Here is a 22,131-nt window from a genome sequence, read left to right as displayed (position 1 = left end):
TTTGAGCTATTATTTGAGAAAAACCCGTTTGAGTTATCTTTTCAAACGGGTTTTAGTATTTTTTATTTAAGCAAATCCGCAGATAATTCCTCCCATAAGAGTTAGGGTAAGCATCCAGTATCCAGCATGAATGAAAATATATTTCCAAGATTTTCTTTCGAATAAACCATTAATTCCAATTAGCGGAAACGCAAAAAACAATCCAGACATAAAACCATGAAGAGCGCCATGTTTGAAAGTTCTGTAAGCCATTCCGTAATCTGCCATAAAAGCTGCAAATGAAGGTTTTGCACTATCCATTAATGGTGGTCCGCCAACCATTCCGATTGCGCCAGATTGATGGATGGTTAGCGACATTAAAGTCATTGTAATCATTAAAGAAAAGAGGTAAGTCAATCCGAAGATTTTAAGCATATTTCCTTTTCTTAATTCCTCTTGGGTAAGATTGTTTTCCTTCATCCAGATTGTTCCGAATACTTTTGGGCTGTACCAGATAAAACCAGTTACTAGTGTTACAATTGCTCGCAATAAATAAGGCAACGAAGTTAATTTGCATAATATGAGGTTTTTAGAATTAGTTAGTCAAATGTAGTTAAAATAAACGCAGATTTTATGAAATATTATAAAGTAGTTTAAATCTTACTAATTATTTTTTTATTAACAGTTTGTCGATATTTAGCGTATTATAGCTATGAATTATATAATTTTACGATTGTAACAAATCCCAAATCTGTTATGAAAATTTTAATTACATTTTCTTTAGTGTTTGCTTTTTCGCTAAGTGTTTTGGCAGATACCATTTCGGATAAAGAAAAAGAAGCGCTTATAAAATTATATCACGCAACAAATGGTTTGCAGTGGAAAACAAAGTGGGATTTAAATCTGCCAGTTTCTACTTGGTATGGGGTTAAAACTCAAAATGGAAAAGTAGTGGCACTTAATTTAGCAGATAATAATCTGCAAGGCGAATTGCCCGAAGCTTTTTACGATCTTGTAAATTTAGAATCGCTAAATCTGGAGAAGAATAAAATTGAAGGGAGTTTGTCTCCTTCGGTTTTTAATTTGAAAGAATTAGAATTGCTCAATATTGCTAATAATAAATTGTCTGGCGTAATTCCGGCTTCAATTTGTCAATTAGCCAAATTGAAAGACTTGGAGCTTTTTATGAATGCTATTTCAGGAGAGCTTCCGTCAGAAATTGGAAAGTTGAATAAGCTCGAAATTTTAGCCGTTTTTAATAACGAAATTAACGGAAAACTGCCTGTTTCGATTTATAAAATTTCTGGATTAAAAGTGTTGCTTTTGAATAATAATAAGCTTTCAGGAAGTTTGACCAATGAAATCATGAATTTGAATGCGCTGCAGAATTTCAGTTTGTTTGATAATGATTTTACAGGAGCGATTCCGATAGAAATTGAAAAGCTTGCCAATCTGAAAGAATTGAATCTTTCGTACAATAAGTTTACGGGCGAAGTTTCAAAAAAAATAGCACTATTAGATGTGTTGAATATGACAATGATGGATGAGAACGGAAATCCATTTTTATTAGAAATAAACCAAGAAAATAAATTACAATAGTTTACCAAAACCAATCGATGCTTATGAATGAATTTTACATTTAGTTAATTATTAAAACCGTAATTCCTTACGGTTTTCGTTTTTTTAGACTTTAAGGTTTCTTGAAAAAATAACATATAATTTAGAAAGGATTTTTTATGTTTGTCTTAAATTTTTATAACTTTAATAAAAGTATCTAGAGAACCAAAAGCCAAGTAATTGGCGGTAGTACTAATCATTTAATAAAAAGAAATCATGACGCTACAATATCAGGGAGAACAATACGGAAAACCAACAACTTTTACAATTAGAATTATTGGTAACAACTTGTCAAAAAGCAGTTCAAACTACCAGATCGATCTTTTGGTAGGAGATAAAAAATTGCCAACATTTACAAGCGAAATCCACCAAAGCCTTTCTAATTGTTTGAAAGAAATTTATTTGTTTAGAAAACACAACGGAATCCAATTTGACGAGTCAACAGAGAAGATAGTTTCGCTTTATGTTCCTTATGATAAAGTTTTGTATAGCTACAATAAATATGCTTTGTTTAGAGCATAATTTTTCTCAAAAATAAGATAGTAAAAAGACCATTTATAATGGTCTTTTTTATTTGTTGCAATCAAATAAAAAAAGAAGCTTTTTCATTTGAAAAAGCTTCTTTTTTTATTATCGAATTATCTTTAAATAAGCGCTATAAGGATTGTCTGTAATTGAGGTGCGCATATAATATACATTTTCGTCTTTTTCTTTTAAATCGAACTGAATTAATCCTGCGTCGCAATAGTAATAAAGCAAGTTGTCATCATTTGGAAATTCAATATTTGAAATAGGCAGTGTAGTTAGCTTTTCTTCAAAAGCCATTTCGCCGTTTGATAAGTCTAATTCAAAAGTTTCTTTTTTTGCGTGTATCCCCAAAGGTTATCAACTTCTTTAACTATATATTCAACATTGTCGCCCTTAAAATTTGTTTTCCAAAGCTGAGTTCCTGTTTTAGAATCAACAGCATAAATAGAGGAAACTTCTGGGCCTTGCCCTGCAAAATATAGTTTTTTGTCGTGGCAAACTATGCGTTCTTTAACGTTGTTTTGGTTTTCGTCTATTTTAAATTGCCATAAAACATCCAAGCTATTTGGTTTTAATGCGTAGAGCCAATTTTTGTCGCCAGCTATAAAAACACTTTCTCCATCAGTGACGGGTTTTCCAGTCATAGTTTCGTCAAAACTTTTTTGGTTTAGCAATTTGCCTGTATTGGCTTCAAAACAATACACATTGTTTCCGCTTTGGGTAAAAATCTTATTATCGAAAAATAATGGCTCTATGTCGTTGTTTGGCGTGTCTAATTTGTAGTTCCAAGCCAAGCTTCCATCTTTTAAGTCTAAAGCGTATAAATTACTGCTCTGATTTTGATTTTGAGCAGTTATAAATAATTTTCCGTTAGCAATAATTGGAGTTTGATCTTTTAGAACAATCTGATCTTTGATGTTGCCTAATCTTGATTTCCAAAAAATAGCGCCCGTTCCGTTATCTACAGCATAAATTTCGCCATTAACAAACGGAATATATACAACTCCGTCTTGTATCGTTATTTTATTGGCACACATTTCAGAATTAGCATCCGAAGCTTTTACGGTCCAAACAATACTTTCAACTTCCAGATCCCATGAAAAAAGAGAACCGTCGTAGTCGTAAATTAAAATAGAAGTATCGTCTAAAGAGATTTTTTTTAGTGGTTTTAGAGACTTGTTAGTAACAGCTTCTTCTGCAGGTAATTTGCTGTTGGTATAATTGGTTTTACTGGCGGGTGCTTGTGCAGATATATTTGCAAAGGCGAATACAAATAAAAGGGCTACTAGTTTGTGTTTCATTTTAAGATTTGGGTTGATTTTTTTTTGATTGTTTCTTATAATCTGAAATTACTTCATTCATAACTTCTTGTTTGCTTTGTTATTGTGTTTGCTGTTTTTGCATTTCTATTTATGGCTAATTTGTAGGTTTTGTGCGCCTCAATAGTTTTTTTAAAAACTCAAACATTTAACGGAGTAAATATAAACAAAAAAAGCTCCAGATTTCTCTGAAGCTTTTGACTTAGTAAGTAGTCCGTGGGGGAATCGAACCCCCCTTACCAGGATGAAAACCTGGCGTCCTAACCGATAGACGAACGGACCTGCTTTGTTATTGCGGGTGCAAAAGTGCAACTATTTTTGAGATGTACAAAGGATTTTGAGAAAAATTTTTATTTTTTTTTTGATGAAAAAGCATTTTAGGCAATCAATATTGGTGTGTTAGTCGAGTTAGTGTATTTGTATTTGTTTGATTAATAAAAAGTTGTTGTGAGATTATGTGGGTAAAATGTTTAACTCTTTAAGGAAAAATATTTTTTCTAAATATTGAATAATTTTGTTTTTGAAAGAATAATCTCTCTATAATTCTGTCAAAATTTAGAGTTCAAATAGGGGAATAATTGTCTTCCTAATTTTTAACAGACGTATTTGACTGGATAAATACGTTCCTTATTTTTTATTTGCACACTTATAAATTTGTCTAATAGAAAAAAGTATGATTATGAAATTACAACAAAAAGAAATAATAGAAGATTTTGTAGTATTAATGAATAAAATTAATTATTTCAAAAAGCTAGAACCAGATCCCAAAAGTGACAATCAGTTTAATTTGTCGTTGAAAATTGCTTCGTATAGCGAATTGAATCTTATAATTGCCTCTTTATTAAAAACAAGTATTTGTGCATTAAAAGATGATCCATCTTCAACAGGAATGGATGTATTGCTTTTGCTTGAAATTGCTTTGCAAATGCTTACAAGTGATGAAATGGAATTGTTAGATGAATTGTATAGGTTAGTTCTGAGATGAGAAAAGTTTCTATAAAGGATTAAAACTTGCATTTTCGAGAGCTAAACTGAGAAGTTGCGCAAATGTCTCCGACTTTGCGCTTTTTAGTTTCTAAGTGCTTCATTTATAGTTGATTTGTTGTGTTTTTTAAGTCTTATTGTGTTGTTTTTTAAGCTTTTACAGGGTTTTTGTTGCTTTTTATAATCTGAAATTTGCACCATAAAATTTAAAAACGAGGCTTCTGTTTTACAACATAAGCAATATGAGGCAAAAATGAAAAAAACATTGCAAAAAGGATTATTGATAGCATTTGTCTTGATTATAAATGCTTGTTCTGCTGATTCCTCTGAAGGGATGCAAACGAATTATAAAGATGAAATTATGGCGAACTATACTTATAGTGCTGTAGAATTGGAAACGATGAAATTAATAAATGATTATAGGATGTCAAGAGGATTGGATTCTATACAAGTAAAAGATTATCTTTCTTTCAAGGCTGAAGAACATGATAATAATATGATCGAAAGCAATTTGGTAAGCCATAATGATTTTGTAAGTCGATCTGAAAATATAAGAAAAGTATTGGGAGCAAAAAATGTAGGCGAAAATGTTGGATACAATTATCAGTCTCCAGAAGGTGTTTTAAATGGATGGTTAAATAGTCCAGAACATAAAAAAATTATTGAGGGAGATTTTAATTATTTTGGTATTTCGATGAGGATAAGTCCTGATGGTAAAAAATATTACACTAGTATTTTTGCAAAAATTTAGAAGCTTATGCTTTCTAATGCATCCAACTGAAAAGCTGCGTAAGCGTCTCCAGACTGTCCCAAAAAAGTTAGACACTATTCGTGAACGTAAGAATAAGAAATTCTTGTTTTTTTGTTATTATGTGGTTTATAATGAATAAGTTATATCTTTAGGGTAAACATTGTAAAATGACAAAAGCGAAAGAAGAAGTAATATGGATAACAGGCGCTTCATCTGGCATTGGAAAATCAATGGCTTTTGAATGGAGCAGATTAGGATATAAAGTTGTTCTTTCGTCAAGACGTAAAGAATTATTGGATAAAGTTGCCGACACAATTAGAGATTCTGGCGGACAAGCATTAGTAATTCCGTGTGACATAATGGAAGAAACCTCTATTGAAAATGGAGTCCAGCAAATCATTAAAGAATGGGGGCGTTTGGATGTAGCTATAGCCAATGCTGGTTTTGGTGTTTTTGGTAGCATCGAAAACTTAACGGCTAAAGATTGGAACAGACAATTGCAAGGCAATGTTACAGGTTTGGCCTTAACGGTAAAATATGCACTGCCACATTTAAAGAAAAGCAAAGGACGAATTGGTTTAGTTGGAAGTGTAAGTGCTTATCTTCCTAATCCTAATGTTGGTGCATACGGAGCTTCGAAAGCTGCTGTAAACTCTATTGGACAGACTTTACAGGTTGAATTAATGGGAACAGGCGTTACTTGTACCACAGTGCATCCCGGATTTGTGGTTTCGGAAATTGCGCGAATTGACAATGACGGAGTCTGGCATCCTGAACAGCAAGATTTACGGCCGTCAAGTTTAATGTGGCCTACCGATAAAGTCGCAAAAGTAATGGTGCAAGCTATTTTAAAACGAAAGAGAAATTACATTTTCACAGATCATGGCAAACTTGCTGTTTGGTTGCAAAGATGGTTTCCTGGAGTGATGAGATCTATAATTTCAAAAGGTCCAAAGCCTGATTTATGATTAAAAAGCTTAAATTAAATCTATGTTAAAAGAGCGACTTTATTTCAATATTAATGTGAAATTTGTGAAATGTCTAATTAATAACAAGATGATATGGAAGGTCAAATTATAGAATTGGAAAAAAAATACTGGAACGGAGTTGAAAATAATGATTATGAAACAGTAAGAAATTTGACATTTTTTCCTTGCATAGTTGCCGGAAAAAATGGTATTCAGAGCATCAGTGAGATTGAGTTCAAAAATATGTTCGACTCTGGGCAGACTAATAAAATAAAAGTGCTGAACATCTATGATGTAAAAGAAAAACTAATTGCCGAAAATACTGCTGTAATAGGATATCGTCTCGATTTTGAGATAGTAGATCAAAGTCAAAAAGCGCCTATAAAGTGTGTCTGCACTTCGACTTGGGTTAAAGAAAACAACAAATGGGCATGTGTGATGCATACCGAAACAGAACTCGAAATAAAATCGTAATTTGGTATTGCTTTAATAATAAAATTAACCGCAATTTTATGAGTACTACATTCAATTATGAAATTTATTTTGACAAAAAAATGACAGATGAAGAATCAACGGTTTTCTGTAAATTAATGGAAGAAGCAACGACTAATCCGAAATTGATAATTTTGCAAGCTATTGGCGAAGATTTTGTGAAAGGATTTGTAGAATACTGCTTTAGTGGAATGGATAAAGAAAATTCGATAAAATATTTTATTGAACAAATTAATACATTGGATTATAAGATTGAAATAAAAAATTGTAATTGAGGCATCCTTCTTCTGTTCCTCACTAACGCAAGCGTCCCACCCATGAACAAAACAATATAAGCTTCGGGAAAAGTTTCAAAAAATAAAAAAGCTTCAGAGAAATCTGAAGCTTTTTTATTTTTTGAATGAAGCATTCAAATAGCTAACCAGATCATCCTGGATTATTACAATATTTTAGCATGTGCTTCTTAATTTTTTCTATGCTTTTTGTTTGTATAACCACTGATATTAAGTGCTTAAAAGCCTCAATCAAATTTAGTGTCCTTTTAACAGTTTGTAGTGAAAAAAATATATATTTGAGAGATAAATAATGTATGAAATTTATCACACATAGCTATCCAAATTTGGATGGCTATGTGTGGTTTTGTCACACATGTAAATAAGTTGGTGGCAATTTTGCGAGACATCTCACCTACATTAATTAACAAAAAAATAAAAAATGAAATTAACAATTACAATTGGACTTCTTTTAATTGCGCATCTTACATTTGGACAAGACAGAATTCAAAAAATTGACAGTTTGCTCAATTCGCTTTATTCAAAAGAGAAAATCAATGGAAATTTTCTAATTGCAGAAAAAGGGAAAGTTATTTATAAACATAGTTTTGGACTTGCAAACGAAACAACAAAAGAAAAATTGAACGAAAATTCGATTTTTGAATTGGCATCTTGTTCAAAGCAGTTCACAGCTATGGGGATAATGATACTTAAAGAAAGAGGGAAGTTGAATTTGGACGATGACATCAAAAAATACTTACCCGAACTTTCTTTTTATAAAGGTGTAACTGTAAGAAACTTATTGAACCATACTGGAGGTCTGCCAGACTATATGCAGCTTATGGATAGTCTATTTGATAAATCTAAAATTGCCACGAACAAAGACATAATTGATATATTTAGTAAACATCAGCCAAAAATATTATTTGAGGCAAATACTAAATGGGAATATAGCAATACGGGCTATGCACTATTGGCATCAATAATTGAGAAAGCATCAGGTATGACATACGCTGACTATCTAAAAACAGATATTTTCCAACCGTTGAAAATGAAAAATACCTTTGTTTACAATCGTAGATTATCGCCAAAGAAAATTGACAATTATGCTTTTGGTTATGTTTACTCAGATAGTTTGAAAAAATATGTTTTACCAGACGAATTGAAAGAGACTAAAATGGTTATTTGGCTTGATGGTATTGTTGGAGACGGAACAGTCAATTCAACTGTAAACGATTTACTGATTTGGGATCGAGCATTATATACCAATAAATTACTCACAAAAGAGGGAATGAAAGCAGTTTTTGAATTAACAACTTTGAAAGACGGAGCTAAAAGGAATTATGGTTTTGGTTGGGGCATTGAAGAAAATGCTGATTTTGGAAAAATTGCAAACCATGATGGGGGTTGGCCAGGTTATGTAACTTTTATCGATAGACATCTTACAAATGATAAAACAATAATAATACTTCAAAATCACAGCAACGTTACAATTCCTTCTAAAGCAATTAGAAATATTTTATATAATAAACCATTGCCTGTGCAAAAAATCAGAAAAGAAATTAGTATTACAACTGAAGAACTTCAAAAGTTTGTTGGGACTTATGAAGTCGAAAAAGATTTTGAAATCAAAATTTCATTAGATAAAGACCAACTATTTTCACAATTGACAGGACAAGATGCGTTCCGAATATTTGTAGAAAGTGAAATGTTATTTTTCTACAAAGTAGTAGATGCACAAATTCAGTTTGAAAAGAACGAAAAAGGAGAAATTTCAAATTTATTTTTATTACAGAATGGAAAAAAGATAGAAGCAAAACGGATGAAATAAAAATCCGATAACTCCAATATACGCAGATTTGCAATTTGTGGCTCCCTGCTGGTGCGAGCTTCATGCTCGTGAACCTAAGTTTGGTTATAAAAAAAAATTAGCACGAACAGGACGCTCGCGCTAGCAGGGGGTATTGGAACAATAAATATTTTTAAAACAATTTGCGGAATGAATGCTTATAAAGAATTTTGGCTTGGTTATGCAGTTTCTAGATATAATCAATTAAAGAAGTATGAAAAAGATCCGGTAGTGGATATATTTATGCATGTGTCATTTGTGCAGTCTGTGAATTTGAATACTGTTTTATGTTTGATATGCAAACTGCTTGATTTGGAATTGATATATTATTTATATGCTATGATAGCAGGCTGCTTAGGTTTGCTGGCATTTAATTTTTTATGGTATTCAAAATTGGATATTAAAAAAAGGAGGGTCTAAAAACAAAAAAGCCAATGTTCTCGCTTCTTGTGTACAAATTATATTCATTGTTTTCAACAGTTTTTTTTGGGCTGACGGTCTATTTTTTAAGACAGGGTACATGAAATTTTAGGTAGTGTTTCAAAGTTAGTGATATCAGATTTTGAAATTCTAAGCTTTTGAAATTGAACAAATTTTAGGTCCCTGCTGGTGCGAGCTTCATGCTCGTGAACCTAAGTTTGGTTATAAAAAAAATTTTAGCATGAGTAGGACGCTCGCGCTAGCAGGGGGAGTATTTCTTACAAAGAATCAGATAAAAGCATAGTAATATGAGAAAAAGCATGCCAATATTAATGTTACTAATTTCGATTCTATCTTTTGCACAAAAGAAAAGCAGTTGGAATGAAGTTGCAATTAAAGCTTTAGACTCAATAAAAAACGAGTTAGAACCAGAACAAATAAAGTGTTTCAAATTGTTAATTTCAAAAAGAGAAGAGTATCAAACACAAAAGCGAATTGACACAACAGGTTCGACAATTTTAATAGTTGAGGGATATAATTTCTTAGAAAGAAAATATGGAATTTATGAAGATTTTCTTTTTGATAATGATCATATCTATTCTTACGAAAATGATAATAGAGAAATTGGGGTAAGCTTTAACGATTACGAAAATTTTATAGAACCTGTTCTCAATAAAAAGGTTTTGGACTCTATTCAACCAAGAAAATATAAAGCAGTTTTTGGTTGTTCACCTACTAAAAGAACAATACGAAAGTCAAGGAAAATAATAAAAATGGCTCAAAAAGAAGGGGTAATACTTGAAAAATATGTAAAAATCTTAACCTTGATTGATAATCGAACTGGAAAAATAAAAATCTCATTTTTGATTCCGAAAGCAGGAAAAAGAGAAGTTCAAATTTTTTATGGGCCTTACTACTCAGAAAAAAAATTGGAATATTGGTTGTAGATATTTTTCTCTTTTCATAGCTTCAGATTTTGAATTAAAAAACTCAACATAAATTACTGCCCAAGGTCTATATTTTGGAGTATAACCTTTCGTTTCAAGAAAATTATGAGATTTAAATCTTTCAATTAAATTGGAAGTAAATCCAGTATAAGTTTTCTTGAATTTTTCAGAATAAAGAATGTAGACAACAAATTCATCCATAATTACAAAATGCTATAAACAAAAAAACACCACTTGTAATAAGTGGTGTTTTTCTTAGTAGCGGGAACAGGACTCGAACCTGTGACCTTCGGGTTATGAGCCCGACGAGCTGCCTACTGCTCTATCCCGCGATGTTTCGGGTGCAAAGATACACACTAAATGCGGTTATGCAAATAATTTTAGTACTTTATTTTTTATAATTTTTAAAAACAATGTTTTTTCTTATACTTTATATTTCAATAATTCTTTGTAAACGTTTCCTTCTAAGCCTAATAGCAAGCCAAATGCAGGTTCGGTTTTTATGCCACTTTCTTTTAGTTTTATGATCTCCAATCTGAAGTTTTCGTCTTTTGAGCTTAAAATTTGGTGCTCGATTACCATATGTTTATAGCCATTTTGATGTTCGGTTGGTATATTTTGTCCAAAGATTTCGATTTCAAAAGCATCAATAAAGAAATTTGCAATAACAGATTCTTGATCATTAATGAGGTCTTCTCGAATGGTAAAACGATCTTCTTTTTCAAACAGTTTTTTTACCTTATCAATAAAATTAGATTTGTTTTTCCAGTAACAGATAATATCCAAATCACTGTTTTCGATATCAATATTTATCGGAATCGTGCCAACCAAAATAGGATCAAATGCGACAAGATTTTCTAGAACTCTATATTGGGTTAAAACAGTAAATGCAGCTTGCTGTTTAGTATTTCCGGTTTGCAAATAAGATAAATCCTTGAAATTAATCATTTATAATCTTGTTTTTCTCTTCGTTGATTTCTTGCTCTAATCTCTTATTGATATCGACTTTTGCATTCCTGAAAACAAAAATTGTAGCGCCATATCCTCTAGCGTATTGATTTGTGACTTGACCGCCAATAACAGCAGACTCAAAATACGGACTTGTTTCTTTCATTTCTTTCTCGTTTTCTTCAAAATCTTTAACACGAATGAGATTTTTATACTTAATGCTAAGATCAAACCAATTTAGATAATCGGCATTGAAAGAAACAGCTTTAATTCCTTTTTTAGAATAATAATTAATCGCTCCGGCTTGTCCGTAATTATCGCAAAGTACAATAGTTTCTTTTTGATTTGGGAGCAAGGCATAAAGCGAATCTGTTTTTCTAGCCAATTCTTTCCAACCTAGCATATCGGCAAAATCCTGAGGAAGATGATGATCTTTTCCGTCTTCCCAACGAAGCAGTCCCAGTTTTTTGTACGGTTCTGAATGTGCAACCATATATTCTGGACTTTTATTTGGAAAAGCAACATGATAAATGGGAATAAAAAGCAATAGCGGAATCAGAATGAAAATAGGTTTTAAAAAACGTTTCCATCCGTTATTTATCATTTCTGAAATATAAGCGGCTCCAAAAGCAAGATAAATAGGATATAATCCAATCACGTAATAGGCTTTTGCTTTGAAGTAAATAAAAATTAAAAGTGTGAAAACAAATGATGCAAAAAAGAGCTGATATTTTCTGAAAGGCTGATAGAATAAAACCGCATAAAGTCCAGCTAGAATCACAAATAATCCGCCAACAAAAAATAGAATTTGTTCTTTTAGAAAATCACCTAAATCTACATTTACCAATTGCGTTTTCGCCAATTCTTTCATGTGATGCACAATTGGAAAATGATTGCTGTATTGCCAATACAAATTGGGTAGAATTAAAACCAATCCTAAAATTAGAGCAAAATAGAATTCTTTTTTTGCTAGTATTTTTCTTTGTTTAGAAAGCAAAATAGCAGGAACTAATCCGAGTAATAAAAACACGATATTGTACTTATTCAAGAAACCAAAAGCGAAAATTACAGCTGCCAAAATAAAGCCATTTTGTATTTTCTGAAGTCAGATATTGAATTAAAGCATAATAAAGTGCGGTCCAACATAAAATATCGAGCGAGTTTGGCTGATAGAGCATGTTTAAACGCAGTAGACATGAAAGCAAAACACACAAAGCTCCGAGTATTAAAGCGTAAAGATTGCCTTTGAGAAGTTCAATAGTTTTCCAGACAATTAAAAGCGTTAAAGCACCAAATAGAGCAGGGAAGAACTTTACCCAGAAAACCGAATTTCCAAGCAAAAGAATAGTATACGAAAACCAAGACGTAACCGGAGGAACAGATAAATAACCCCAAGCCAGATGATTTGCTTGATCCAGATGTAGATATTCGTCGCGCTGCAAATCATATTCGGGACTGATTAAGACATATTGCAGAATGAATTTTAGAATTATAAATCCGAATAAAATCAGGTTTTTTTTGGTCATGTAGATTTTGGCTTTTAGGTTTGTTTGACTTTTAGGTTGCAATTGGTTTTAAATCAACGCATGATTCTGTAGCTAAGATAGGACTTATTTTGATTTTTGAACATCTGAAATATTTCGGGATTAAATGGTTTAAAGTTCAGATATTTAAGTGTTTAAGGTTTTAAAATGTGAATTGGACTAACATTTTTATTACCTTTAGTATCAAGCAAATAACTTTAAAAGCAAATACCATGAAAAAGAAATTATTGATTTTAGTTGTCTTTTTAGGGACAATTTCACTTGCAAATGCACAAAGCATAGGAGACGTTACAAAAGCGGCCAGTAAAGCATCGACAACGGCAGTACCCGCTTTTGATGTTGCTAGTATCGCGAATCAGGTTATGGGAGTACTTTCTCCAAAATTGAAATTAACCGATGCTCAAAAACCGGTTGTAAATTCATTGGTAAATGAAACTCTAAATAAAAAGAAGAATATTTTGCCTGCAATGGCTACAGACAAAGCAAGTTATACTTCTAAAATGACCACCACTAGAGAGTCTTTTATATCCAAAATGAAAAAAAATATTAGTCCGACACAATTTGATGCCTTAACAGCTTTATTGCCCAAATCAGCTTCGGCAGTAACACCATTGGCAAAAATGCTTTATTAAAATTGGCCAAAATAAAAAAAGCTTCAGATTATTCTGAAGCTTTTCGTTTTTATGTTTTTTAGGATATTATTCCTCGACAGCAGTTTCAAATTCCATATGGTCAATCATTTCTGCTTCTGGTTTTTCTGGTTTAGAAGCTTTTAAAGTATTAAATCTTTCCAACATTTCTGTTTCGCCCTCTTCACCGCTGAAATAAGGAAAAACATCCATAATTGCCGTTTCTGAAATAGCAGGAATAGAATATTCTCCCATTGTATTTTTCATTATATGAAGTGTGTTGTCATAAGCTTCGCGAACATCATTTGCTTGAACCAGCATATACATGCTTGTTTTTCTTTCTTTTCCACTTTCTTCATCGTAAGCAATTAAAGTGATTTTAGATTTAAACCATCTGTCTGCATTTTCAAAAGGATGAATTTCGGCATAATTTGCCACTTTAATAGCTGTGATTTTAAATTCTTCGCTAGTGTACGCGACCATTTCTTCAGTCATTCTTTTTTCAGCTTCCGTATAAGACAAAGCATCAACCAAATAAGGCTCGGTTAAAACTTTTTGTCCTCCAGTTTCATCTGTTTTTCTATATTTTACTTTGCATTCGTACCAAATTGCGCTCATCTCTTTATTTAATTTTTAAGGATGTCAAAGATAGATTATACTGCAAAATAAACAGTTAAAACTTTAAATAGATATTCACAATTTTAGCTGATTTTAGGTAACTTTTTGATGCTCTGAAAGTTGTGTTTTTGATAAACAATTTGTCTTCATTACAAAAAATAAAATTTTTCTTTCTTCTATTTTCTTGATTAAAGTATTGAAAAACAGATATTTATTTTGTTAGAAAAGAATTATTTAAAAAAACTGAAAAAACTGAAATCCAAAAAATCAATTTGCACGTAGATATCGGTAACAATGGCTAAGAATGAGGTAAATTCGAATGGTATTGGTTTTTGGAGCATATTGAATCTTACCGCATTTTTGGCTATTGTTTTTTTATAAATTATTAAAAATAATAGGTTGGGGAAATTAAACGTTCAAAAGTTAAAAGAGACTTTAAAATATCTAGAAAGCAAACAACGCGAATTAAAAAGACAAGATCAAAACGATGTGAGAAGTCTAGAATCGATGATTAAATATCTGAAAAAGGATATGATGGAACAGCACAATTTGGCTGAACATCACCAGCTGATAAAACAAGAAATTAAAGACACCGAAAGTTTTATTGAGAATGTTAAAAACATCATTAAAATCAATTCTTAAAACAGTTTAGTATTGCAAAATTTTACTTTTATTCTAATCTAAATTTTTCGTTTTTACAATCCAAAATAAGTTTGTGATTGAGGAAAAGTTTGTTGCCAATCATTCCCTGCATTCCAGAACGCTTCATTAAGAATTTTTGAAGGTCTGAAGTGCCTTCTATATATGTAACTTCAGAAAGGTTCAAAGTCAATTTATCAAATTGTATTTTCTTTTTCGCGGAAGCAGAATAAACATACAATGTATTTCCCCAAGAATTCCCTTTTTCGGTTTTTACTGCGCTGTTTTTAAGTCTGTATTGTCGCCAAATTTCTTTTGTAGTTATCAGTTCGTAACCGCTTGTTCCAGAATCGTATAATAGTTTTAGATTTTCATTTTCTATAATCGAAGGGATTAAAATTTTGCGTTTTTTGAATTCAAAATCAGAAAAATCATTTTCTTGAATTTTCTCTATAAATGAACATTGATTGTTTTTGAAATCTAAAACCGTAACTCGTTTTTCTAATAAATCGGTTCCAATTGTTCCAATACTATTTTCAGCATTTGGATTGTCAAAACTGATTTCTTCTCCATAATTCAAAACTTCAAAAGTATTGGAAACAATTTTCATATTTCCGATTGAAAAAGAACTTGAAATTTCATTCTTTTTAGTATCAATTTTTAGCTGATTTTGAAACTTTTTAGCAATCGACTCTAATGATTTTTTGTAGAAAACCGTTGTCGCTGAACCCGAATCAAACTGCATAAAAAAGGTTTGATTGATTCCGTCAATTTTTATTGGCAAAAGCAAAGCAGAATGGGGGTTTTCATTGCTAGAAATCCATTTAACTGGAATGTTTTCGGCAATTCCAGAAACCTTCAAATAATTCTCAGGCGGATTGAATTTGTGTCGGAAATATAAATATCCTCCAAATAAGAATAAAACGATACTGGCGAGAAATACAACGGCAATTTTCTTAAATAATTTCATGGTCATTTTTTCCTGCAAGATTCGGGTTTAGATTCCGATTTTCGTGCAAAAACAATACGACAGTTTTACGTCATTTTTATGACTTTAATTATAAAAAGTTGTTTTTCAGTTTTATAGCTAAATCTTGTTTTTGGTTTAAACTAATTCCGTTTAGAATAACAATAAGAAGTTTTAGACTAAGAATTGCAATTAAAGGAATAATGAAAAGCGGAAATTTTAGAACAAAAGACTTTTGAATAAACGGACTTGCAATCATTAAAACGGAAAGTAAAAGGCTTAAAATAATTTGAAGGCTTACAATTTGTTTTCCTAATTCTTTGTTTGTAGCATCTTTGGTTTTATAAGATAATATTAAAGGAAAAATAACGCTTCCAAACGGAATTATAAGTCCAGATAAAACAGAAAGATTAATAAGTTTTGCTCTTTCGATTTGAATATTTTCCTTTTTAAAAATGAGGTTTTCAAGATCGGTTTCTAAAGCTTCGGCAATAGTTTTTAATGTAAAACCTTTAAGAATACTTCCAGCTTCAATTCTCTGAATCGTTCGTAGAGAAAGGCCAGATTTTTCGGCAAGTTCATTTTGAGTCATGTTTTTTTCTTCCCTCAAAAATTTAACTTTATTCTTCATTGTTTTGTGTTAGTGGTCTGAGACGAAATTATGAAAAAAACTTTTGATCAAAGCCGTGTGAACAAACCTGAAATTATAGGCTAATTCGAAGTTTTAATAAAAAATTAAGTTTTTTTCTTTAACAAATTTTAGTAACTTGTTGTGTTATAAATAATTCCTAAGAGTTGTTGCCTTAAAAAAACTAATTATGCGAGTATCCGTTGTTCGAAAAAATATAAAATTATTACCAGATTCCAAAAGAGTTGTTGCCCGATATTTTATGAATGGGCAAGAAAGAACCCAGCAAATGGTACTTCGGATAATGATGCTAGACGAAAAACAAGTTTTGCAGACTTTGGAGCAGACGCTTCGTGAATTTGCTAGAAGACACCGAAATATTTCGGCAGTATTTTTTAGACATTGCGAAAGAATACGACCAATAATCGAAGCAATGCAAATTGATTATGAAGCGATGTCTCTAGACCGAAAAATGCTGATTGGCTCTTATTGCACGATGGAATATGCGATAGAATCGGTCGCGATTTTTAATCCTTCTATTGTTGAAGATTTTGACCAGACGGGACTTGAAGTTGGAGAAAAACGCGTTATTATTTCATTTCGGGCAACTGGTGAAGGTCATATTTCGTCGATTGTTTTTAGAAGAGCAATTTTAGATCGTGACAATAATCTGCATATCATGAAAATAGGAAATCATATTGATCAAGCAGAAATTGAGCATAAAACATTGTTTAATAAAGAACGATTTTTGACCAAGCTGTATGAGATGCATACAACTGATAAATATATTGCTCAGATTATGCAGGATCTTCCTGAAGAATTTGAATTTGCTGTTCTTAAAAATATGTTGATTGAGGCTTTAAAAGATCCTTTAATTCGTGAAGAAAGAAAAGTTGCACTGGAAGAAATTTTGTGGTTGGCAAATTCTTTCTACGATTTGCAGTTCAAACACGATTCTGATATTACAGAGCGTGTCATTTTTCCAATTTCTGATTCTGAAAGTCGCGGAATAGAGGATGCGCGTTTTGTTCGTTTTACTGATGATAATGGCTCTGTTAGAGTTATGGCAACATATACAGCTTATAACGGACATACAATTTTGCCGAAGTTAATTTCTACTGAAGATTTTTATAGTTTTAGAGTTATGCCGCTTCATGGAGAAGGTGCACAAAACAAAAATCTAGCTCTATTTCCTCGAAAAATAAAAGGCAAGTATGCCATGCTGGCGAGAATTGATGGTGTGAATAATTATATTATGTATTCTGATCGAGTAACACAATGGAACACACCTGTTCTTTTGCAAAAGCCTAAATTTACTTGGGAACTTACTCAAATAGGAAATTGCGGTTCGCCATTATGGACCGAAGAAGGCTGGCTTGTTATTACACATGGAGTTGGTACTATGCGACGTTATTGTATTGGAGCTTCGCTATTTGATCTTGATGATCCTTCAAAAGAAATAGGAAGACTTACAGAACCGTTGCTTTCTCCTTTAGAAGATGAACGAGAAGGTTATGTGCCAAATGTAGTGTATTCTTGCGGGGCAATTATTCATAACAATAGTTTAATCTTGCCTTATGCCGTATCTGACTATTGTTCTACTTATGCTGTGGTAGATATGGTAGAGTTGCTGGACGCACTTAAGAAAAGCAAGTAAAATTACCTTTTGTTGAGGTTTGGAATTTTCTCTGTCAAATTTTTCCAATATCGTTTTGGCATGTGTTTGATATGAAGTTTCGTGTTTTTTCGCGATTCTATATTGACACTACAGAAATAGTTGCGCCATAAATTCTGAAAAAACTCCTCGTTTTCATCATTTATTTCGGCTAAAAAACTCGAAGATGCATTCGATTCAAACTGCATTTCGACAGTAGAGACATTCTCTAGATCGTAGTAAATTCCGTATTTGCGTTTGGAGTCGTAAATTAGCCAGCGTTGATCTGAATATCGATTTTTAAAATGCTGTTCAATAATTGGTAAAACATCGCAATCTGGATCTACAATGGCATAGTATAAATTGTCTTTTGTTAGTTTAAACCGAACAAAAGCTTTCATTCTATGACTTTCTTTTCCCGTTAAATGCGCTGCTTTTTTTACATTCGAAACTTCGATTCGGCTTAAATCTCCTTCTATATTAATTGGACTTGCAAAAGCATATTCGACAAATCGAAACAAGATTTCTTCTATCTTTTCCAATTCAGATAAAAAGGCAAAATAAATATTGTTGAAACCATGATGCGAAAGACGCTGCTGCAAGTCATTTAAAACTCGATTTGCTTTTTCTCCATTTGTTGTTACAAAATGGGAATTGGAAAAAAGAAGGGTATTTGAAATTTCTTCTTTGGCAAAAACAATGCCTTTAAGTTTGTACTCGTAAATTTCAAAAACCGCGGTGAGCCAGCCTTCATAACTTCCATCATAAACTATTTGTGTCATTTGAATTAAAATAAAGAAAGTTGGTTCGAAAAATTATTCTTGTATTTACTGTTTTGCAAATTCAAAATCTGACTTTTTATTTGAACAGAAGTTAGGTCTTTTTGCATATAGAAAGGCGAAGAAAAAGCCAAGAAAAACTTCGATCGGCTGTAAGCAATTCCTAATTTCTTTAAATCTTCTGGCTGTAATTTTTTGAAATTTCTTGCGACGAACAATCTTTTTCGCGCTCAAAAAACCTATGCCCGGAATACGCTGAATTAATTCTAAATCTGCCGTATTGATATCTACTGGAAATTGATGCAGATTTCGCAATGCCCAACCCAATTTAGGATCAATATCTAAGTCAAGATTTGGCTGGTCAAAACCAACAATTTCATTGACATTAAATCCGTAGTAGCGAATTAGCCAATCTGCTTGATACAATCGGTTTTCGCGAATCATAGGCACTGGAGTTCCAATGGCAGGAAGCCTGTTATCGTGGCTTATTGGCACATAACCAGAATAATAGACACGGCGCATTTTCATTTGTTCGTAAAAATAATTGGCCATTCCGAGAATTTCCATGTCATTTTCTTTTGTTGCGCCAATTACCATTTGCGTGCTTTGTCCAGCTGGAGCAAAAAGCGGTGTTTTGTAATTGGATTTTTTCTCTTCCTGATAATCGATAATTTCGTTTTTAAGATATTCCATTGGCTTAATCACGTCTTTATGATTTTTATCTGGAGCCAATAGTTTAAGACTCTGTTCTGTTGGCATTTCAACATTTACGCTCAAACGGTCGGCATATAATCCAGCTTCTTTTAGTAATTCTTCGCTAGCACCTGGAATTGCTTTTAAATGGATATAACCATTAAAATTTTCCTCCAATCTAAGTTTTTTGACAATTCTAACCAGACGTTCCATAGTATAATCGGCATTGTCGAAGATGCCAGAACTCAAAAATAACCCTTCAATGTAATTTCTTCGATAAAAACCAATTGTCAAATCAACAACCTCCTGAACGGTAAAAGCGACTCGTTTAATATCATTGCTTTTACGGCTCACACAATAGGCGCAATCAAAAATGCAATGGTTGGTAAGTAGGATTTTTAAAAGCGAAACACAGCGTCCGTCTTCTGTAAAGGCATGGCAGATTCCGCCTCCTGTGTCGCCCAATCCTTTGTTTTTGTTTTTTCGTGTACTTTGTCCTGATGAGCAAGAAACATCATATTTGGTCGCATCTGCTAAAATCGCCAATTTCTCCATTACTCTTTCCTGTACCATTTTGCTCTTTTTTTAGTTGTTTTTTGAAACGAAAATTCATTCTTTCAAAACTAGGAATTCATGCTAAAAAAGAGTCGAAAGAAACTGTTCTAAATTGTATCAACTTTTTTTTGAAAGGTTATTTTTACATTCAAATTTTAACTATCTTTAAACTTCAAAACAGGTATAAATACGGGGTTGTAAGTTGTCAAAACTTTTTACATTCGCCCAAAGTAGAAAAACTGATTTCCCCCCTTAATATTAGTTTTTCAGATTTAGAAGTATTAGCAATTATTAGGAACAAACGGCTAAAACAATGAAATTTGTAAAAGGACAAGATGTTTCCTACACAGCATTGAGTGGGATATCTTATAAGGGAACCATTATCGAAAGGAAAATGGATTTTAAAAAGGGACTGATTATAAAATCGACTTCAAAAGAAAGAGATTTTCATTACCTCATCGAAATACAAAAAAACGGCACGACCGAGAAAATTCTGTGTGCCGAAAATCATCTTAAATTATTGGAGAAGAAAAAACGTGTAGCAAAAAAAGTAGCTTAGTTATAAGCTGTAATAAACGCGACTATTTTTTCTATTGCAATTTCTGGAGTTTCTTTGTGTGGTGTATGTCCTGTATTTGGTATTATATACTTTTCAGCTTTCCCAGATGTAGCAGTTATTGTTTTTTCGACTTGATCTAAAGTTCCATATTCATCTTTTTCACCTTGGATAAATAGTAGCGGAGATTTGATTTTGGGAAGGAAATGTTCAATATTCCAGTTTCTAAAATCATTTCGCGACCAAGTTTCAGTCCAAGCTTTAAAAATAGTTTCGGTTTTGTTTCCGTGATATTTTTGGAGCCTTTGAGGCAAGTTTGTATTTTGATACGCTTCAGCAGCTTCGCGAATACCGTTTAGGGTAATTTCTTCAACAAAAATATGAGCCGCTTCACAAATGACCATTTTAATTCGATTTGGATATTTACTTACGGCAATTAATGCGATCGAACCTCCATCGCTGTGGCCAAATAAAATGGCATTTTCAATATTTAGATTTTCGAGTAATAAGTTTAAAACGTCAGCTTCTTGTTCCAGATAATTTACAGGACGAATATAAGTCTGCATAGGATCCGATTTTCCGTAGCCTAATCTGTCATAAATTAAAATGTTGCATTGGCAAAGGGTCGCAATTCTTCTTGGAAAATCTCTCCATAGTTCTACACAACCCAAAGAATCATGCAGGAAAACAATAGTCGGACGATTTTCAAAATTATTGTGATATTCGGCGTAAAGATTATTTTCGTTTATATGGATTAACATATTGCGGTTTCGTTTTGAATCACTTTATCCTTTTTAGCTTTCGATATGTTAAGATACACGATTGAGCCAAGCATTATCGCAATTCCGATAATTTGCAGAAAAGTGACTTTTTCTCCCAAAATAATATGAGCGCAAAAAACAGCCGCAGGTAATTCTAAAGTTAGTAAAACAGAACTTAAGCCAGCGCCAATTTTAGGCATCCCGACTGTAAAACAGATAGGCGGAATTACGGTTCCAAAAATGGCTAAAAATGTTCCCCATTGCAACAATCCAAAATCTAAATGTGTACTTGTAGTAATGGCTTCACAGTTAATTAAAAATATAATCATGGCAGAACCACTGGTCATTAAAGCACTTTTTTCGAACATGGGAGTTTCTTTGCCAATTTTGCTCGTAAAAACGATATAAAGTGTATAAAGCAAAGCCGATAATAAACTCAAAGCTATTCCTGTAAATGATATATTAGCATTGCTTAAGTCTAAAAGGTTTCCTGCGAGAATAGTTCCTAAAATGATAAAAAGTGTCGAACCGACTTCTACCGTATTTGGTTTTTTCTTGAAAAATATCCAATCGACCAAAATACTTAGCCAGGTAATTTGCATTAATAAAACAATTGCTAATGATGCCGGAATATAAGCCACAGATAAATAGTAAGTATAAGCCGAAGAGCCCATTGTGGTTCCTGCTAAAAGCAATTTCCAATTTAATGTTAGTTTAGTGCCGTATTTTAATTTTCTGAAAATAACGATAGACCATAAAATTAAAGTTCCTGCAAGTGCTTGTGTCAAAGTGATTTCGGCAGGTGAATAACCTTCTCCGTAAGCGATTTTGGCAAAAGAAGAAAGCATTCCGAAACTTAATGCGCCCAAAGCGACGATGATAATATATTTGTTCATTTTTATTCTTGAAAATATGTTTTGTACAGTCAAAAGTATAAAATGAAGAATAATGGTCGTTATTTTTAATTTAAATATGTATTTAATATTTTAAAATGCGTATATTTATGTATTTTGTCCTAAAATGAATTATTTTTT

At 32.2% G+C, this 22,131-nt stretch carries 26 protein-coding genes, 2 tRNA genes and 1 pseudogene; 14 read left to right on the top strand and 15 right to left on the bottom strand.

Annotation, left to right across the window (positions count from 1 at the left end):
• Window positions 1-66: 66 nt before the first annotated feature.
• On the bottom strand, window positions 67-540 hold the full coding sequence (locus tag P5P87_RS11850) for a DUF1761 domain-containing protein (protein WP_278022677.1): 474 nt from the start codon (window positions 538-540) through the stop codon (window positions 67-69).
• A gap of 195 nt (window positions 541-735) precedes the next feature.
• Here P5P87_RS11850 and P5P87_RS11845 point away from each other — a divergent pair, with 195 nt between their 5' ends.
• Together P5P87_RS11845 and P5P87_RS11840 are read left to right on the top strand one after the other, a co-directional pair.
• The gene (locus tag P5P87_RS11845) at window positions 736-1,578 is read left to right on the top strand and encodes a leucine-rich repeat domain-containing protein (protein ID WP_198854302.1); all 843 of its coding nucleotides are present in this window, start codon (window positions 736-738) and stop codon (window positions 1,576-1,578) included.
• Between the two features lie 234 nt (window positions 1,579-1,812).
• Window positions 1,813-2,118, top strand: coding sequence for a hypothetical protein (locus tag P5P87_RS11840; protein ID WP_278022676.1), 306 nt, complete (start codon window positions 1,813-1,815; stop codon window positions 2,116-2,118).
• A gap of 108 nt (window positions 2,119-2,226) precedes the next feature.
• Here the strand turns inward: P5P87_RS11840 and P5P87_RS11835 are convergent, their stop codons facing one another.
• From P5P87_RS11835 to P5P87_RS11825, 3 genes are all read right to left on the bottom strand, one after another.
• Entirely contained in the window at window positions 2,227-2,421 is a 195-nt protein-coding gene (locus P5P87_RS11835; RefSeq protein WP_278022675.1) for a hypothetical protein, read from the bottom strand.
• Between the two features lie 17 nt (window positions 2,422-2,438).
• A complete protein-coding gene (locus P5P87_RS11830; RefSeq protein ID WP_278022674.1) occupies window positions 2,439-3,425 on the bottom strand; it encodes a PQQ-binding-like beta-propeller repeat protein in 987 nt (328 codons plus the stop codon).
• Window positions 3,426-3,653: 228 nt separating this feature from the next.
• Window positions 3,654-3,725, bottom strand: a tRNA-Glu gene (locus P5P87_RS11825).
• Between the two features lie 397 nt (window positions 3,726-4,122).
• Here P5P87_RS11825 and P5P87_RS11820 point away from each other — a divergent pair.
• The 8 genes from P5P87_RS11820 to P5P87_RS11785 all read left to right on the top strand — a co-directional run bounded on the left by P5P87_RS11820 (window position 4,123) and on the right by P5P87_RS11785 (window position 10,126).
• The gene (locus P5P87_RS11820) at window positions 4,123-4,428 is read left to right on the top strand and encodes a hypothetical protein (protein WP_278022673.1); all 306 of its coding nucleotides are present in this window, start codon (window positions 4,123-4,125) and stop codon (window positions 4,426-4,428) included.
• A 252-nt stretch (window positions 4,429-4,680) separates the two neighbouring features.
• Window positions 4,681-5,178 (top strand): CAP domain-containing protein, encoded by a 498-nt coding sequence (locus P5P87_RS11815; protein ID WP_198854298.1) that lies wholly within the window; start codon window positions 4,681-4,683, stop codon window positions 5,176-5,178.
• A 167-nt stretch (window positions 5,179-5,345) separates the two neighbouring features.
• A complete protein-coding gene (locus P5P87_RS11810) occupies window positions 5,346-6,146 on the top strand; it encodes an SDR family NAD(P)-dependent oxidoreductase (RefSeq protein ID WP_278022672.1) in 801 nt (266 codons plus the stop codon).
• Between the two features lie 93 nt (window positions 6,147-6,239).
• Window positions 6,240-6,620, top strand: a complete 381-nt coding sequence (locus P5P87_RS11805) for a nuclear transport factor 2 family protein (protein WP_278022671.1) — start codon at window positions 6,240-6,242, stop codon at window positions 6,618-6,620.
• 38 nt (window positions 6,621-6,658) lie between these two features.
• Entirely contained in the window at window positions 6,659-6,913 is a 255-nt protein-coding gene (locus tag P5P87_RS11800; protein ID WP_278022670.1) for a hypothetical protein, read from the top strand.
• A 439-nt stretch (window positions 6,914-7,352) separates the two neighbouring features.
• Window positions 7,353-8,741, top strand: coding sequence for a serine hydrolase (locus P5P87_RS11795; RefSeq protein WP_278022669.1), 1,389 nt, complete (start codon window positions 7,353-7,355; stop codon window positions 8,739-8,741).
• A gap of 168 nt (window positions 8,742-8,909) precedes the next feature.
• Window positions 8,910-9,179, top strand: coding sequence for a hypothetical protein (locus tag P5P87_RS11790; protein WP_278022668.1), 270 nt, complete (start codon window positions 8,910-8,912; stop codon window positions 9,177-9,179).
• Between the two features lie 308 nt (window positions 9,180-9,487).
• Window positions 9,488-10,126: a hypothetical protein gene (locus P5P87_RS11785; RefSeq protein WP_278022667.1), complete on the top strand. Its 639-nt coding sequence runs from the start codon at window positions 9,488-9,490 to the stop codon at window positions 10,124-10,126.
• Here P5P87_RS11785 and P5P87_RS11780 read toward each other — a convergent pair.
• From P5P87_RS11780 to P5P87_RS11765, 4 genes and pseudogenes are all read right to left on the bottom strand, one after another.
• The gene (locus P5P87_RS11780) at window positions 10,097-10,327 is read right to left on the bottom strand and encodes a GIY-YIG nuclease family protein (protein WP_278022666.1); all 231 of its coding nucleotides are present in this window, start codon (window positions 10,325-10,327) and stop codon (window positions 10,097-10,099) included. The two genes, P5P87_RS11785 and P5P87_RS11780, sit on opposite strands and share 30 nt — an antisense overlap.
• A gap of 58 nt (window positions 10,328-10,385) precedes the next feature.
• A tRNA-Met gene (locus P5P87_RS11775) sits at window positions 10,386-10,458 on the bottom strand.
• 91 nt (window positions 10,459-10,549) lie between these two features.
• Complete coding sequence (locus P5P87_RS11770) at window positions 10,550-11,074, bottom strand: DUF4269 domain-containing protein (RefSeq protein ID WP_278022665.1); 525 nt, start codon at window positions 11,072-11,074, stop codon at window positions 10,550-10,552.
• Window positions 11,067-12,600, bottom strand: a pseudogene (locus P5P87_RS11765) (glycosyltransferase family 39 protein). The gene P5P87_RS11770 and the pseudogene P5P87_RS11765 overlap by 8 nt, the downstream one beginning before the upstream one ends.
• 230 nt (window positions 12,601-12,830) lie before the next feature.
• Here P5P87_RS11765 and P5P87_RS11760 point away from each other — a divergent pair.
• The gene (locus tag P5P87_RS11760) at window positions 12,831-13,250 is read left to right on the top strand and encodes a hypothetical protein (protein WP_198857600.1); all 420 of its coding nucleotides are present in this window, start codon (window positions 12,831-12,833) and stop codon (window positions 13,248-13,250) included.
• Window positions 13,251-13,316: 66 nt separating this feature from the next.
• On the opposite strand, the gene P5P87_RS11755 is transcribed toward P5P87_RS11760, so the two are convergent.
• Complete coding sequence (locus P5P87_RS11755) at window positions 13,317-13,865, bottom strand: DUF4494 domain-containing protein (protein WP_278022664.1); 549 nt, start codon at window positions 13,863-13,865, stop codon at window positions 13,317-13,319.
• Window positions 13,866-14,264: 399 nt separating this feature from the next.
• Between P5P87_RS11755 and P5P87_RS11750 the strand changes: the two genes are divergently transcribed.
• A complete protein-coding gene (locus tag P5P87_RS11750; RefSeq protein ID WP_198857598.1) occupies window positions 14,265-14,507 on the top strand; it encodes a hypothetical protein in 243 nt (80 codons plus the stop codon).
• Between the two features lie 28 nt (window positions 14,508-14,535).
• Here the strand turns inward: P5P87_RS11750 and P5P87_RS11745 are convergent, their stop codons facing one another.
• Both P5P87_RS11745 and P5P87_RS11740 read right to left on the bottom strand, forming a co-directional pair.
• On the bottom strand, window positions 14,536-15,474 hold the full coding sequence (locus tag P5P87_RS11745; RefSeq protein ID WP_278022663.1) for a hypothetical protein: 939 nt from the start codon (window positions 15,472-15,474) through the stop codon (window positions 14,536-14,538).
• Window positions 15,475-15,562: 88 nt separating this feature from the next.
• Entirely contained in the window at window positions 15,563-16,102 is a 540-nt protein-coding gene (locus tag P5P87_RS11740) for a helix-turn-helix transcriptional regulator (protein WP_198857596.1), read from the bottom strand.
• A gap of 187 nt (window positions 16,103-16,289) precedes the next feature.
• Between P5P87_RS11740 and P5P87_RS11735 the strand changes: the two genes are divergently transcribed.
• Complete coding sequence (locus P5P87_RS11735; RefSeq protein WP_278022662.1) at window positions 16,290-17,756, top strand: glycoside hydrolase family 130 protein; 1,467 nt, start codon at window positions 16,290-16,292, stop codon at window positions 17,754-17,756.
• A 2-nt stretch (window positions 17,757-17,758) separates the two neighbouring features.
• Here P5P87_RS11735 and P5P87_RS11730 read toward each other — a convergent pair whose 3' ends face one another.
• Window positions 17,759-18,535 (bottom strand): TIGR03915 family putative DNA repair protein, encoded by a 777-nt coding sequence (locus tag P5P87_RS11730; protein ID WP_278022661.1) that lies wholly within the window; start codon window positions 18,533-18,535, stop codon window positions 17,759-17,761.
• Window positions 18,536-18,580: 45 nt separating this feature from the next.
• Window positions 18,581-19,798: a putative DNA modification/repair radical SAM protein gene (locus P5P87_RS11725; RefSeq protein WP_278022660.1), complete on the bottom strand. Its 1,218-nt coding sequence runs from the start codon at window positions 19,796-19,798 to the stop codon at window positions 18,581-18,583.
• A gap of 295 nt (window positions 19,799-20,093) precedes the next feature.
• Between P5P87_RS11725 and P5P87_RS11720 the strand changes: the two genes are divergently transcribed.
• Complete coding sequence (locus P5P87_RS11720; RefSeq protein ID WP_111362850.1) at window positions 20,094-20,339, top strand: hypothetical protein; 246 nt, start codon at window positions 20,094-20,096, stop codon at window positions 20,337-20,339.
• Here the strand turns inward: P5P87_RS11720 and P5P87_RS11715 are convergent.
• Window positions 20,336-21,097, bottom strand: coding sequence for an alpha/beta fold hydrolase (locus P5P87_RS11715; RefSeq protein WP_278022659.1), 762 nt, complete (start codon window positions 21,095-21,097; stop codon window positions 20,336-20,338). The two genes, P5P87_RS11720 and P5P87_RS11715, sit on opposite strands and share 4 nt — an antisense overlap.
• A complete protein-coding gene (locus P5P87_RS11710) occupies window positions 21,091-21,993 on the bottom strand; it encodes an EamA family transporter (protein ID WP_278022658.1) in 903 nt (300 codons plus the stop codon). Before P5P87_RS11710 ends, P5P87_RS11715 begins: the two co-directional genes overlap by 7 nt.
• Window positions 21,994-22,131 lie beyond the last annotated feature (138 nt).

The sequence above is a fragment of the Flavobacterium ginsengisoli genome (assembly GCF_029625315.1).
Taxonomy (GTDB): Bacteria; Bacteroidota; Bacteroidia; order Flavobacteriales; family Flavobacteriaceae; genus Flavobacterium; species Flavobacterium ginsengisoli.
This window is presented reverse-complemented; position numbering and strand designations above follow the sequence as displayed.